General features: G+C 70.2%; 12 protein-coding genes. 5 read left to right on the top strand and 7 right to left on the bottom strand.

The genetic code is table 11. The features are described 5' to 3' along the window. Positions 1–17: 17 nt before the first annotated feature. Positions 18–929, bottom strand: a complete 912-nt coding sequence (locus ACWD68_RS18130) for an oxidoreductase (RefSeq protein WP_451807477.1) — start codon at positions 927–929, stop codon at positions 18–20. Between the two features lie 81 nt (positions 930–1,010). Then, positions 1,011–1,712: a hypothetical protein gene (locus ACWD68_RS18135; RefSeq protein ID WP_451807420.1), complete on the bottom strand. Its 702-nt coding sequence runs from the start codon at positions 1,710–1,712 to the stop codon at positions 1,011–1,013. Between the two features lie 163 nt (positions 1,713–1,875). Between ACWD68_RS18135 and ACWD68_RS18140 the strand changes: the two genes are divergently transcribed. Next, positions 1,876–3,888, top strand: a complete 2,013-nt coding sequence (locus ACWD68_RS18140) for a trypsin-like serine protease (protein WP_451807421.1) — start codon at positions 1,876–1,878, stop codon at positions 3,886–3,888. A gap of 331 nt (positions 3,889–4,219) precedes the next feature. Further along, the gene (locus ACWD68_RS18145; protein WP_451807422.1) at positions 4,220–4,960 is read left to right on the top strand and encodes a flavodoxin family protein; all 741 of its coding nucleotides are present in this window, start codon (positions 4,220–4,222) and stop codon (positions 4,958–4,960) included. 1 nt (position 4,961) lies between these two features. On the opposite strand, the gene ACWD68_RS18150 is transcribed toward ACWD68_RS18145, so the two are convergent. Both ACWD68_RS18150 and ACWD68_RS18155 read right to left on the bottom strand, forming a co-directional pair. Then, positions 4,962–6,026: a PucR family transcriptional regulator gene (locus ACWD68_RS18150; RefSeq protein ID WP_451807423.1), complete on the bottom strand. Its 1,065-nt coding sequence runs from the start codon at positions 6,024–6,026 to the stop codon at positions 4,962–4,964. Between the two features lie 241 nt (positions 6,027–6,267). Further along, complete coding sequence (locus ACWD68_RS18155; RefSeq protein WP_451807424.1) at positions 6,268–6,837, bottom strand: TetR/AcrR family transcriptional regulator; 570 nt, start codon at positions 6,835–6,837, stop codon at positions 6,268–6,270. A 71-nt stretch (positions 6,838–6,908) separates the two neighbouring features. On the opposite strand from ACWD68_RS18155, the gene ACWD68_RS18160 reads away from it, so the two are divergent. Then, the gene (locus tag ACWD68_RS18160; protein ID WP_451807425.1) at positions 6,909–7,400 is read left to right on the top strand and encodes an FBP domain-containing protein; all 492 of its coding nucleotides are present in this window, start codon (positions 6,909–6,911) and stop codon (positions 7,398–7,400) included. 415 nt (positions 7,401–7,815) lie between these two features. On the opposite strand, the gene ACWD68_RS18165 is transcribed toward ACWD68_RS18160, so the two are convergent. Then, the gene (locus ACWD68_RS18165) at positions 7,816–8,472 is read right to left on the bottom strand and encodes a hypothetical protein (protein ID WP_451807426.1); all 657 of its coding nucleotides are present in this window, start codon (positions 8,470–8,472) and stop codon (positions 7,816–7,818) included. A gap of 410 nt (positions 8,473–8,882) precedes the next feature. Here ACWD68_RS18165 and ACWD68_RS18170 point away from each other — a divergent pair, with 410 nt between their 5' ends. Then, positions 8,883–9,299 carry an ATP-binding protein gene (locus ACWD68_RS18170; protein ID WP_451807427.1) on the top strand — a complete coding sequence of 139 codons (417 nt, stop codon included), beginning with the start codon at positions 8,883–8,885 and terminating at the stop codon, positions 9,297–9,299. Positions 9,300–9,339: 40 nt separating this feature from the next. Here ACWD68_RS18170 and ACWD68_RS18175 read toward each other — a convergent pair whose 3' ends face one another. After that, positions 9,340–11,979: an alpha-L-rhamnosidase-related protein gene (locus tag ACWD68_RS18175; protein ID WP_451807428.1), complete on the bottom strand. Its 2,640-nt coding sequence runs from the start codon at positions 11,977–11,979 to the stop codon at positions 9,340–9,342. Positions 11,980–12,222: 243 nt separating this feature from the next. Between ACWD68_RS18175 and ACWD68_RS18180 the strand changes: the two genes are divergently transcribed. After that, a complete protein-coding gene (locus ACWD68_RS18180; protein ID WP_451807429.1) occupies positions 12,223–13,353 on the top strand; it encodes an NADAR family protein in 1,131 nt (376 codons plus the stop codon). A gap of 25 nt (positions 13,354–13,378) precedes the next feature. Here ACWD68_RS18180 and ACWD68_RS18185 read toward each other — a convergent pair whose 3' ends face one another. Beyond that, positions 13,379–14,479, bottom strand: coding sequence for a winged helix DNA-binding domain-containing protein (locus ACWD68_RS18185; RefSeq protein WP_451807430.1), 1,101 nt, complete (start codon positions 14,477–14,479; stop codon positions 13,379–13,381). Between the last annotated feature and the right edge of the window lie 90 nt (positions 14,480–14,569).

The following is a 14,569-nucleotide window of genomic DNA, read 5'->3' on the forward strand; positions in this document are numbered from 1 at the left end:
GACCCTCGGCAGCCCCTTCACACGACCCGCGGTCGCGGGCCCTCTTCCCCATCGCCGTACCGCCTTCGCGCCTGACCCAGTTCGGCGACGTCCTCGGCGCTCAGCTCGAGCCCTCCGGCAGCGATGTTCTCCTCCAGGTGGGCCAGGGAGCCAGTGCCGGGGATGAGGAGGATGTTGGGTGACCGGGCCAGCAGCCAGGCCAGGGCGACCTGAGGCACGGTCGCCGCGTGGCGGGCGGCGACGGAGTCCAGGTGCTCGGCGGTGATCGGCTGGAAGCCGCCGACCGGGAAGAACGGGACGTAGGCGATGCCGGCCTCCGCGCAGGCGTCGACAAGGGGGTCGTCATCGCGCCGGGACAGGTTGTAGAGGTTCTGGACGCAGGCGATCGGCGCGATCTTGCGGGCCTCGGCGAACTCGTCGATGGTGACGTTGGAGATGCCCAGATGCCGGATCAGGCCCTCGTCGCGCAGTGCCAGCAGGGCTTCCAGGGGCTCGGCCAGGGACGGCGTCGCGGTCCGGTCGAGATCGCCCAGCCGGAGATTCACCACGTCCAGCCGGTCCAGGCCGAGCGAGCGGAGGTTCGCCTCGACGCCCCGGCGCAGGTTGTCGGCGGTGAGACCCGTCTTCTCCGCCGCAGGCAGGCCGATGTCGGAACCCTCGACCAGCGCGCCCACCTTGGTCACGATCACCAGGTCGTCCGGGTACGGGTGCAGGGCCTCCCGGATCAGCTCGTTCGCCGACACCCCGTCACGCGCGTAGTAGTACGAGGTGTCGATGTGGTTCACCCCGAGTTCCACGGCACGGCGCAGAATGCCCAGTGCGCTCTCCCGGTCCGGCCGGTCGCCCCTCGGCCAACCGGTCAGCTTCATCGTGCCGTACCCGATGCGTGCGACACCCAAGTCGCCGCCCATGGCCCATCGTTCAGTCATCACGGCGAACACCCTAGGCAGATTTCGTCCTGATGCGCCGATCATTGATCCGGGAGCAGGGCCGGCCGCGCGGTGATTCGGTCACGATGTCCGCTCCTGGGAGTGCAGGCCGCGGGCGGTGAGGCGCTGCCCGTCGGTGTCGGTGACGAGGAGGTTCCAGGCCGTTTCCGCACCGTCGTCGCCGTCCCACCAGAGCACGAAGTCGCGGGCCAGGCGGCGCACGCCGGGACTGTCGGCTCCAGCGGTGTAGGTGGTGGTGAGCTCGACGTCGTACTCGCCGGCGTCGAGGTGGACCAGCGTGACCCGGGTGAGATGGCGGGCGGAGTCGGCGGCCCCGTGCTCGCGCGCCCAGCTCCCGAAGCGGTGCAGCAGGTCCGCGTCCGGTTCGCGCCGGGTGACGGGGCCGCTCGGCGGGTGGGGGGCGCTGGTTCCGTTGCCCTGCTTGCAGCCCAGGACCCAGGCTCCCCGGTCGAGGTCCACCACCGCCGTGGGCTTCGCGGTGAGGGAGCGGCGGACGCACCCGCCGTTCACCTCCCGTACCGCGCTGCCCTTGCCGCCTTCCTCGAACAGCCGTCTGCCCACGGTGAATCCCGCGTCGTACGCCTGCCGGTGTCCGGGCGCGGACACGGACGGCCGGTCGCTCCCGTCGGACGGCGCCGCCTGCGGCCGGGCGGAGTCGCCCGTGGAACCGCACGCGGACGCGGCCAGACACGCTCCTACGACGAGACCGAGCGCGCGGGCCCGCCCGATGGAGCCGATGAAGGGGTGAGGTGTCGTCGCCATACCGGGTCAGATGCCTTTTCCGTACCTCGGGTTGCTCGGCCGTGCCCCAGGGATCTATGTCGCACAAAGATTCGGCATATCAGGTCTTCTTTGGCTACGGTCGGTGGCTTGCACAAGATCCGGATCACTGACCACGGTTCGGAATGACCAGATGGAGGGGGAAATGAGGCTGAGACACAGCCTTGTCACCATCACCGCGGTGACCGCCGCGATCACCTTGTCCGGACTCACCGTGTCCGCGCCCGCATGGGCCGGTCCGACACCCGGCACCGCGTCCGGCGGAACCGCATCGCCCACCGGTTCGTCCACATCGCCGACCTGGACTCCCAGCACGACGTCCGGGCCGTCACCGTCGAACACCATCACCGGCCCTGCCGCCCCGTCCGTCCCCGCGCAGCCGGGCGTGACCGGCTCGGCGACCGGGAGCCCCTCGCCCACGCCCACCGGCCTGCCCACGAGCGGTGGCCCGGACGACGGTTCCGAACCGCTGTCCGAGCTCGAGAAGTACTGGACGCCCGAGCGCATGGCCGAGGCACTGCCGGTCCACGAGGACCAGGTCCGCGAGGCCGGGCTGTCCGCCGCGCAGCGCAGGAAGCTGCTGCGGTCGCCGTCGCACACGTTCGAGGGCGTCAAGGAAGTCGGTACGTTCTACTGGGACGAGCGCCGGGACGGCGAGCTGTACCACCGCTACTGCGCCGGCACCGTCGTGCCGTCGCCCGGCAAGGACATGGTCCTCACGGCGGCGCACTGCTTCGACAGCCAGGACCAGCACATGAAGCAGGTCTTCGTGCCGAAGCACAGCAAGAACCACCCGGCCCCGTACGGGCTGTTCCCCATCAAGGTCGGGCAGATCTACGCCGACCCGCGCTATCTGCGCCGCGGCGGTGACCACGACAACACCGACCTGGACTTCGCCATCCTCAAGACCGAGCCCCGGTCCGACGGCAAGAAGCTCCAGGACGTCGTCGGCGCGATCCCGATCGGCTACGGCACCGGCTTCGACCACCCCAGGACCCGGGTGATCGGCTACCCGTACCTGGACAACGGCGACCCTCATTACCACCCGAAGCAGGACCCGCTCGACTGCACCTCGCCGATGAAGAAGTTCACCACCGCGGACGAGGGCGGCTGGAAGGGCGGCACGTTCTCGCAGATCGACTGCGACGGCTATGTGTCCGGCACGTCCGGCGGACCGTTCATCATCGGCGGGGACGATCCGAAGGTCGTCGGGGTGACCGGCGGCTGGCAGACGGGCGGGCACAGCGCCGACACCTCGTACTCCTCGTACTTCGACAGCGATGTGAAGCGGATCTACGACGCCGCGGTGGACGGCCGCCGGCCGACGCCGATCGTCCTGCCGGCCGCGTCCACCTGGAAGCACGCCAAGGACATCGCCTCCGGCTACTTCGCGTTGAACGGGCCGGTCTCCGAGGACCACATGGACATGTTCGTCCTGTGGTCCGACGGTGAGCTGACCATCTACCGGGGCGCCGGCAAGGGGCTGAACTACTTCGACAAGGAGATCCGCGTCCAAGGGCCGAACAAGCTCTGGGCCGACCACGCCGTTCAGGTCGTCGCGGGCGACTTCACCGGAGACAACGGCTCCGACGTGATGGTCCGCTGGTCCGACGGCGAACTCACCCTGTATCCCTCGGTGGACGAGAGGGGCTTCCACGGTGAGAAGCAGCTGATGCCGCCGAACGACACATGGAAGCATGCCGAGGCCCTGACCGCGGGACGCTACGGCGGCAACAAGTGGCAGGACGACCTGGTGGTCCGCTGGTCGGACGGTGAGCTGACGATCTATCAGAACACCGGAACGAGCCTGGGCAAGGAGATCAAGGTCGTCAACCCGAACAAGCTGTGGAAGCACGCGGTGGAGATCGGTTCGGGCGACTACACCAAGAACGACACCTGGGACCTGGTGGTGCGCTGGTCCGACGGCGAGGTCACCTGCTATGACGACTTCACCGGTACGGGTGACAGCTGGGGCGAGCACCAGTGGAAGGCGCCGAACGACCTGTGGGAGCACGCCATGCTCGTCACCGGCGGCGACTTCAGCGACAACCCGTGGCCGGACGACACTCTCGTCCGCTGGTCCGACGGTGAACTGAGTCTGTACACCGAGGGCAACGCGTCGGGCATCGGCGCCGAGCATCCGCTCGTCGCACCCTGACACCCGTACGGCTCGCGCGGGCCCCGGAGCCGCCATGGTTCCGGGGCCCGCTCCCGGGGGTGGAACCTCCGCGGGGGTGCCCGGTGCGGCGAGGAGAGTGGTGGCGCACCCGGGCGTACGCCGCTCGGCACACGGCACACGGCACACGGCACACGGCACACGGCGCGCGACCCACCGGTGCTCGCCACACGTCAGCCGTGCCCGTGCGTCGTTCGGGGACAAGCGGGGGTGCGCGGGAGACGCTGCTCCTGAGCGATCGACCGGAAGCGCGGCCAGGCGCCGACGCGCCCCGGCCCACCTGACCGTCGCAGCCCCGCACGAAGGAGTCCCCATGACCGAGTCAGCGTCGACCTCGGCAGCCGACGACGCGTACCGCTTCGACGATCTGCGTGCCATGTTCATCAACTGCACCCTCAAGCCGTCGCCCCAGCGGAGCAACACCCAGGGACTGGTCGACAAGAGCAGGGCGATCATGGAGGGGCAGGGAGTCACGACCGAGGTCGTACGCGCCGTCGACCACGACATCGCACCGGGCGTCTACCCGGACATGACCGAACACGGCTTCGCCACGGACGCCTGGCCGGCCCTTCAGGAGCGGGTGATGACCGCCGACATCCTGGTGATCGCCGGGCCGATCTGGCTCGGTGACAACAGCTCGGTCACCAAGCAGGTCGTCGAACGGCTCTACGGCGGTTCGGGACTGCTCAACTCCGCCGGTCAGTACGCTTATTACGGGCGCGTCGGCGGCTGTCTGATCACCGGCAACGAGGACGGCGTGAAGCACTGCGCGATGAACATCCTCTACAGCCTCCAGCACCTCGGCTACACCATCCCGCCGCAGGCCGACGCCGGCTGGATCGGCCCGGCGGGACCCGGTCCGTCGTACCTCGACACCGGCTCGGGCGGCCCCGAGAACGACTTCACCAACCGCAACACCACCTTCATGACCTGGAACCTGATGCATGTGGCGGCCCTGTTGAAGCGGGCGGACGGCATCCCGGCCCACGGCAATCAGCGTTCGGAGTGGGACGCGGGCTGCCGTCTCGACGCGCCGAACCCCGACTATCGCTGAGTCACAGACTCCGCGCGGGCCAGTCCAGCAGCCGGGCGCCGATGACCGCGGTCTGCAGTGTGTAGCGGTGCGTGGGGTCGGCCGGGTCGGCCCCGGTGAGCTGATGGATGCGTTCGAGGCGGTACGTCAGCGCGCGCACGCTCAAGGAGAGGCGGCGGGCCGCCGCGGCGGCGACGCAGCCGGTGTCGAAATACGCGGTGAGGGTGTCCAGGAGCGGCTGGGCGCCGCCGCGGGCGCCGGTGAGCGGCCCGAGCGCGGCGAGGACCAGGTCGGCCATCGCCTGGCGGTCCCGGGTGAGGACCGGGTAGACGAGCAGGTCGGCGGCGCGCAGCACGGGAGCGTCCAGGCCGAGCCGCTGGGCGAGTTCGAGGGTGTTCAGCGCCTCCTCGTACGACTGCACGACGCCGCCGGGGCCGGGCTGGGGCCGGCCGATGGCCACGCGTCCACCGTCGGTCGCCGCGTGCGCCTGCGTGGCGAAGTGCGTGAGGACGTCCTTCTGGTCGCCGGGCGCGATGCACACCATCCGGCCGTCCTTCGTGGTGAGCAGGATGCTGCGGTCACCGAAGCGGGCGATGAGCGACTGTTCCACCCGGCGGGGAGCGGGCGCCGACTCGTCGTAGGCCTTCGGGCCCTCCGCGACGGCGACGGCGTACGCGTGGGAGAGCCGCAGGCCGAAGCGTTCCGCGCGCTCGGCGAGGCGGCCCAGGTCGCTGCGTCCGTAGAGGAGGTCGTCGATGAACTCGCGGCGCGCCGCCTCCTCCTTGCGTACGGCGAGCAGCTGCGCCCGCCCGAACCCCTCGGCGAAGGCGTCGATGACCTGCTGGATCGCGGCGAGCGTGCTGTCGGCGGAATGCGGTGAGGCGGGCCAGGCCGGCCAGGCGGCGCGGGCGGCGGAGAGATGGGCGCTGACGAGCGCGGGCAGACCATGACCGGCGTCGGCAGCGCGTTCGCCCAGGGTCCGCCGCGACTCGACCTCGTCCCGGGTGAGGCGTCGGCCGGTGACGGAGACATCGGCCAGTATCCGGGCATAGCCCTCCAGATACTGCTCGGTCGTCGCCCGTTCCATCACAGCGTCCCCCGGTTTCTTGACGGCCCGGTGACGACTTCTGGCGCTGACCGGCACGCAGAGCCTAGGCAACATTGCCGGAAACCGGCAATGCGCGGGTGACGCGGTGTCATGCACGATGTCCGCTGGGGAGCACGGCGGATGGTTCCGTGCCGGACACCGGCAGAGTCGGCGGTGTCCGGCACCCGGGCCCGGAAAGGACGCCCGGCGATGTCGGCGTCCGCCCGGCCGAGGCATCGGGTCAGGGGGCGGGCCAGTTCCGCAACAGGGTGTCGAGGGCGTCCAGGACGCGGGTCCAGCTTTCCTGCGAGTCGGGTGCGCTGTGGCTGAATCCTCCGCCCGTCTCCAGGCTCACATAGCCGTGGAACACGCTGCCCAGCATCCGGACGGCATGGGTCTGGTCCGGTTCCTCCAGGTCGTAGCCCCGCAGGATCGCCCGCATCATCTGCGCGTGCTTGACGCCGGCGCTCGCGGCCGCCGTCTCGGCGTCGAGCCTCAGTTGCGCCGCGGCGTAGCGGCCGGGGTGCTCCCTGGCGTAGTCGCGGTAGACGTTCGCGAAGGCGGTCAGGGCGTCCTTGCCGGCCCGCCCGGCCAGCGCGGCGGCCCCCCTCTCGGCGAGCTCGTCCAGGGCGAGCAGGGCGATCCGGGTCTTGAGGTCCTGGGAGCTCTTCAGGTGCGAGTAGAGACTCGCGACCTTGACATCGAACCGTCTGGCCAGCGCCGAGACGGTCACCTGATCGAAGCCGACCTCGTCGGCCAGCTCCGCGCCCGCCCGCGTCAGGCGCTCGGCGTTCAGTCCCGCGCGAACCATGTCCTTCCTCTCTCTTGGCGTAACTGATTATGCATTTGCCTAATACTTTTAGGCAAATTACCGTGAGCTATATGAAGCCGTTGACCGAGCAAGAGATCCGTACCGCGTTCGTGAACTGCACCAAGGGCGAGGCGAAGCGCCTCTCCGTCCCGCGCGACCTGGCCGACCTGCCCTGGGACGACCTGGACTACCTGGGCTGGCGAGACCCCCAGTCACCCGAACGCGCCTACATAGTGGCCGAGCTGGAGGGCGGACCGAAGGGCCTCGTGCTGCGCTGCACCGGCTCGATCGCGGGGCAGATGCGGCGCAGCATGTGCTCCATGTGTGTGACCACCCACACCGGCGGCGTCTCCCTCATGGTCGCGCCCAAGGCGGGGAAGGCCGGACAGCAGGGCAACTCGGTCGGCGCCTACATCTGCAGCGACCTGGCCTGCTCGCTGTACGTGAGGGGAAGGAAGGACGCGGGTGCAGGAGGGCGGTTCCACGAGTCGCTGACCCTGGAGGAGAAGATCCAGCGGACCGTGGCGAACCTGGCGGCGTTGGTCGCCAAGGTGACGGCCTGAGCGACCGTCCGGATGCCGGGGGGCACGAAATCCGAGGTCACGGCATCGGCATGCCGAAGCCGGATCCCGGTGCGGCCCCGGAGTGAGGGCCGCGGACCGGGAGCCTCGCACCCATGGACCCGTCGGGAGCCCGGTGGCCGGGCGCCCCGATGACGACGAGACCGGCACGCGTGGCGCGCGCCGCCGCGGCGAGCACCAGGGGTCCGGACGGCTGTTGCCGCCTCACACCCTCATGTCGTACGGGCCGCCCGGATGCGACAGGAGGCCTGAGCCCGAGTTCGGGAGTGGGCACATCAAGGTGTCGGTGCGGAGCCGCGCATGACTTGCCGACGGCCGTCATGAGCGCGGTCCCGTCCCGTCGACGTGGTGGGCATGGATGCCCAAGTCAGGTGCTGTGCACCGGAGTTGACCGGGTTCAGTTGCTGTCGGTCTTCGTCGGCTGTTCCGCGCTCGGCGCGGGCGCCGTCGGCTCCGGAGCGTCGGTGGTCGTGTAGAACACGGAGCTGCCCTGCTTGGCGCGATGGGCGTGGCTCTTGGCCACGAGGTTCTCGAGCGTGGTCCGGACGACGTTGGTCTGGATGCGGCGGTCGGGGTGGGTCTCGCCGAGCGCCGTGGACACCTCCGCGGCGGAGCGCGGTTCGCTCTGTTCCGTGAGGTAGCGGCGGATGAGCTCGATGAGGGTGGGCTGAGCCGATGTGTCCTTGACCGCGGGCTTCTTGGCGGCGGGCGCCCCGGCGGGCGTGTCCTTCACGGTGCCGGGCTTCTTCGTCCGCGTTCGCTTGCCGTCCGCGACCTTGACAGACTTGGCGGACTTGGCGGGAGTCTTCTGCTGGGGGACCGAGGGCACTGTGGTGGGCTCGGGTCCGGCCTCGGTGAGAGCGCTCGTGGCGCCCAGCGCCTGGTGCAGGTTGGTGAGGACGGCGTGGTCCTGACGCAGGGCGGTCAACTGCTCCTGCAGCGCGTCGATCTCCGTGCCGATGCGCTCCTGTTCCTTGGTGTTGCGCTCGAGGTCGCCGACCACTTGGGCGGTGTAGTGCGAAGTCAGTTCGGTGGGAGTCTTGGTGTCGGGCACGATGGAGACCTCTCTTCGGTGCGTGGCCGCCGCATGAACACACCATGAAGCTGCCGGAGGGCGGGGCTTGTTCCCGTTGACCGGGCTGCAGGGATGGGCAGGCGCACTTGATGCGTATGCCCCGGCTTACAGATAGTACGGACAGTGTTGGCCTGTTGTTCCCTTCGCGTGATGGTTCGCCCCAAAGGGGAACGCGAGTTGTGGTGCGAAGTTCACTCCCGAGGTGTCTTCCGGGCTCCGCAGCGTCTCACCGATGGGGCGTCCGTCCAGCAGCGTCCATCAAGTCTCCACGGAGTGTCGCCGCGATCTGCCGGGCCTGCTGGCGGCTGTGCCGACTGTGTGGGCGGCTTGCGGGTACAGGGCCAGTACGAGAGCGGCACTGTTGAGTGAAACGGGAGCGAGGTCGGGCGATGGCGGTCAAGGCGATGGGCTGGGCACATTCGTTCCCGGTCTCCGGGGGTGTGAGCGCCGGGCGGCGCTGGACCCGGGGGCACCTGGAGTCCCTTCCGTGGACGGCCGACGAACCCGAGACGGTGGACGCTGTCGTGTTGACGGTGTCCGAACTCCTCACCAACGCCCATGTCCACGCTCGCAGCGACGCGCATCTTATTCTCACCTGGGACGGCGACTGCCTTCACGTGAGTGTCCACGACGAGGACTCCACCCTGCCGCTCCAGCGTGATCCGGAGCCGGGCGCGGTGTCCGGCCGGGGGGTCGGCATCGTGCGGATGCTCGCCGACGAGTGGGCCATGAAGTGCCAGCGCCATGGGAAGACGATCACCGCGTGCTTCCGCCCGACCGGCACCCGGCAGCGCGGGGCCGACTGAGCATCGGCCCCGCACTCGCTTCCCCGTGACGCGATGTCTCTCAGCCGTGCCGAACGGCGGAGAAGCTGTGGGTGCCCGCGCGCAGGCCGGAGACCGTGATCCGGCTGTCGGTGACCCGAACACCGCGGTCGGACGCCCGGCGGCCGTCCCAGAGAACGCGCCCGCCCCTTCGCACCGTCACATCATGACTGTCCATGGGGAACACGACCGCGCCTCGGGTTCCCGCAGGCACCCGCACGGTCAACTCGAAGGCCTTCGCGGAGTTCTCCCACTGGACCACCAACGCGCCTTGCGGTGTGGGCAGTTGTCCTTGAGCCCAGGCGATGCCGCCGGGATGCGGACGCACTTCCCATGTGGCGTAGCCGGGGGATGTCGGCAGGGCGCCGAGCAGTTGATGTGTCAACGCCGGGAGAACGCCGGTGGACCAGCCGTGCGCCATGCTGGTGTAGGCGCCCTCGTACAAGGACCCGCCGGGACCGATGCCCTCCCAGTGCGTGATGCCGGGATCGTGGCTGTCCATCCAGCCGTAGGTGCGCCGGATCTGGTCGACCGCGGATTCCGCCCGCCCCGTCTCGAAGCGTGCCACGATCTCGGGGTACGAGGTGAAGGCGTACACGCGCTGGGAGGCATCGCCGAAGATGGTGTCGTTGTCCATGAACGCGTTGCCGTACGGCCGTCGTGTGGTGGCGTCCAGATGGGCGAGGGCCGAGGCGGCGCGCTCGCTACCGGCGACACCCGAGGTGATGGCGATCGCGTTGCCGTCCTGCGCGTGTCTGACCGGTCCCGTCGCCGAGTCGAGATAGGCGCCGACCGTCTCGTCCCACAGATGCGTGTTGATCGCGTCCTTCACCGATCCGGCCCGCCGGCTCCAGCGCTCCGCGTCACCCTCATGGCCGAGCCAACGCGCCAGCCGGGCCGCGTCGTCGAGTGCCTGGACATAGTTGGCGTTGTAGTAGGTGATGCGTCCGGTGCGGTCCAGGAAGGCGTAATCGCCGTATCCGTCCGTGCCGTTGAGCCCCTTGCTGAGCAGACCGGCGCTGTCGGTGACACTCGGATACCAGGTGTCGAGCACCTTCAGCAGGTTCGGGTAGTAGCGGCTCGCGTAGGAGCGGTCTCCCGTGTAGAGCACGTAGTCCCAACTGCAGGTGACCCACCACAGCGGATAGTCGAACAGGGGCAGGGTGTAGCCGGCGATGGATGCCGGTGGGATCCATCCGTCGGCACGCTGATGGTCCGCCAGGTCGGCCAGGACGTTGCGTGCGGCCGCGGCCGTGTCGTCATGTGTCAGATAGAGGGTCCGCGCCGACACGGCGAGGTCACCGACATAGGGGTCCCGGTCGCGCTTGGGGCCGTCGTGCAGCACCAGCTTGCCCTCGAGCGAGGGACTCCAGGCGTTGCGCGGGTCGACGTCGTCCTGACGGAAGGTGTCCGTGACCAGCTCGTTGGTGTACGAGGCTCCGTACCAGTAGCGGTTGAGGTCGTCGTCGGAGCACAGGAACCATCCCCGGTAGGTGCTCGGCGTGCCCAGATAGGCGCTGAAGTCGAGGCCGACGGAGTCGATCTCGACCGTTCCCCACGGCTGCGCGGCGGGCGCGTCGCTCGCCAGGGCGTCGAGCGTGATCTTGAGATAGCGGAAGCCGTGCAGTCCGTCCGCGTAGACCTTGTCGCCTGCCTGAAAACCCTTGCGGTCGGTCCACTCCGCGCCCGCGGCCGGTACCGCGAACTGGTCGGTTCCCTGGCCCGCACCGCCGGACTGGTCGGAGCGCGTGAAGTCGGAGCGCTCGGTCAGGAACTGCCTGGTCTCGGAGAACGCGAGCCGCACACCGGGGGAGTTGTCGGACGCGGAGGTGAAGCGGATGCGCGGGAATCCCACGACGACCTTGCCGAAGTCCACCGTGACACTCGGTGCCGCCACCGGCGCGACGGGCTCCGGCCACACCTCGTTGACCCGGGTGAAGGCCCCGCGCGAAGTGTCCTGGACGCCCGTCACCGTGATGCGGACCTTGGTGGTGGACACCTTGGCCGTGAACGGCACCGCCCGCTGGATGACATCGTTGTCCTCGACCGTGGCGGCCGTCTGCCAGGCGCCGTCCCGCCACACGTCGACCACGAAGTCGGTGGGGACGCCGTCGCTGTTGGAGACGAGCGTGATGCCCGACAGCTCCCGCGACGAGGGCAGGGTGATGGTGAGGGTGTCGGGGAACGCGCCCAGCGTGTCGTCGTTCCAGAACGACCCCGGGTCGCCGTCGACGGCGTTCCTGGCGTCGTAGGTGCGCGGCTGTCCGTCGTTGCCGTTGTTGCCCGCATGCGCCGAGGAGGCCTCGGCCACGGTGCCTTCGGGCCAGCGCGGGGCCGGCACGGGCTCGGGGCGCCGCAGGACGGTCCGGGGGCCGCCGGACTTCAACAGGCCCTCGGGTTTGCGGACATCCCCGGTGGAACCGAGGACGCGCACGGGCCGCACCGCGCGGGAGGCCGGAGCCTGCACATAGTGCTGCCAGTTCCTTCCGGAGCGGGGCGCTGCCGACGGTGCCGTACCGGCCGATCCCTCGGCGGCGGACGCGGTCCCCGCGGCGGGGAGGCCCGCGGCGGACAGGGCCAGGGCGCCGGCCCCGGCGGCGACGACCGCTCGCCGGGGGAGACCGGACCGCGGGGCGTTCTCAGGTGTGCTGTTCAACGGCATGGTGCCTCGTTCCTCAAGTGATTGAAACGATTCAATCCGGGTGGGCGAGGTGACGCTATCTCAGGACGTCGGCGGCGTACAGACATTGCGCCGGGCGCACCCGCGCGGATCGATGGTCTCCGGCCCGAAACGGAGCCGGCCGGCACCGGCTGCGGGGCCGGGGCTCCGTCCGACCGGAAAGCGACCCCGGCGATCCGATCGGTCCGGCGAACCCCTCGGTGATCACCGCCCTAAGCCGGCGGCATGTCAGCCCAGCACCCCACCTACAGGCACGTCGACGGCGAGCGGATACCCGGCACCACGCGGCACGCCTTCATCCGGAACGGCAGCGACTACTACCTCACCGATCTGATCGTCTACGCCGACGGCCTGATCGACTGCTGGGGACTCGTCGGCATGGCCGAATTCGAGGAGAAGCTCCGCTCCGGGTGGGTCGCCACTGCGCTCGAACAGGGCACCAGGGCCTCGATTCATCACGTCGCCTCATGGAAGTTCGACGAACCGAAGTCGTGGGTCACTCCGGAGATGCTCCTCGGCGAGGTCCGGGACACCATCGACGAGCTGAACGGTCGCCCCGACTCGACCGGGCGATGCCGGGAGGCGGCCGACGCCCATCTCGCCGACCCGACCGAAGAGCGCAGGCGGCACCTGCTCGACGCCTACCTGGCGATCCCCGAGCACCTGCGCCACTACGCGTTGGGCGACATGGACAGCAAGGACTGGCCTCTTCAAGTGCTGGCGGCCGGCGTCGGCGGCCGGATGCCGCGCGGCGACGAGACCGTCACCGAGAAGATGCACGCCTCGGCGCTCGCCTACTTCGCCCGGCATGCTGAACTCCGCACCGAACACGAGGCAAGGACCGAGATCTTCGGACCTGCCGAGCCGGTTTCCCCCGCCGTCAGGCTCGCGCACACGGTCTTCCCGGAAGGCCGGCCGGACGACCCCGGCCTGCTCGCGCTGCGCAACGAGTACCCGTGCCCCGTCCAGGTGGGAGGCGTCGTGTATCCCGACGTCGAGCGCGCCTACCTGGCCCTGTCCACCGACGACGAGACCGGGCAGCAGGCCGTGCTCGCCGCCGGGAACAACTACGCGGCCAGGCGGGTGGCCGAGACGGCTCACCGGCGCCAAGGCTGGGAACAGGCTCGACTGGCCGTGATGGCGCAGCTGATGCGGGCCAAGTACGCCCAGCATCCCGCGCTCGCCGAGGTCCTGCTCAGCACGCGGGACGCCAAGATCCTCTACTCCGGCGCCGCATCGTTCCACTGGGGCGAGGGCGGGCAGCGCGGACGGAACTGGACCGGACGGCTCCTGGAACTGATCCGCGGCGAACTCGCCGCCGAAGCGGCCGGCATCGGGCCGACCCGGACCGCCTGACCCTTCGAAGGCCCTTCGCCGTGCCCTACCCCGGAGCCGCCGCCATGCGTACGCGGTCGCTTTCCCGGCCGGAGAGGAACGACGACAGCTCCTGGCCCTGTTCGGCGACGGCGGACCGTTCGGCTCGGGACAAGGAGCGCAGCGGAGTGACGACCACGGTGTCCGCCTCGGCCTTCCAGGTCGCGGTGACGCGGCCGTCGAGCAGCACCACGCGCTCGCCGGCGACCGAGAGCCCCCGATGGGCGGTGTCGACGATCCGGCCGCGGTCCTGGTAGCCGAGGATCGCGTTGTCGAACGCGGGAAGGAACCGCACCGGGGCCGGGGTGTCGGGATCGGGGCGTGGCGCGTCGGGGAGGTCCAGCAGTTCCCGGCCCGCCTCGTCGCGGAAGGTCACCAGTTCCTCCCGTACGGCGGCCACCGCGGCCGGCAGCCCGGCGAGGCCGCACCAGGCGCGCAGGTCGGAGGACGTGGCGGGACCGAAAGCGGCCAGATACCGCCGGACCAGGGCCTGGCCGACCGGGTCGGAGCCGTCGGGGGCGGGCGGGTCCACGTCCCGGCCCAGCCAGGAGGAGAGGAGCACGTTGCGCACGCCCGCCTTGGTGCGCCACAGTCCGCGGGGTGGTGTCTGCGCGACCGGTACGAGCGCGGCGACCAGCATTTCGCCGAGGGCCCGCCGTCCTGGCGCGGGCCAGCGTGTGGCCAGTACGCGCACCATGTCGGCCGCCGAGCGGGCCTCGCCGTCGGCCATCAACGCCCTTCCCGCCGCGGCCAGTTCGTCGAGATCGACCCCGGCGAGCTCGCCGCGGTAGGTCCCGAGCACCTTCTGGCGCAGCATGGCGTCGTGGCGGGCCCTCCAGCCACGGACGTCGTCGGCGGCGACGAGGTGCACCGTGCGACGCATGAGGTGGGTCCGCACCACGCCGCGCCGGATCAGCAGGTCGTCCAGGACCGCCGGGTCGAACGCGCGCAGCCGCGACCAGAGTCCGACGAAGGGTTCCTGCGGCTCCTGGGCCTGCAGGCCGCACAGGTGCGCGACGGCGTCGAGGACCGGAACGTCCGCGCGGTCGAGCAGCAGCTGACGGGCGAGCGTCGCCCGGTTCAGCGCCCGTTCGCCGAGAACGGTCATCGTGTCACCGCGCGGCGCTCGTCACGGGTGCGCGACTCTCCGGAGGGGCGTCCGGAGGGGCGAGTCCCCGGGGCGGGCAGACCGGCCCTC

Source organism: Streptomyces sp. NPDC005141 (genome assembly GCF_053599975.1).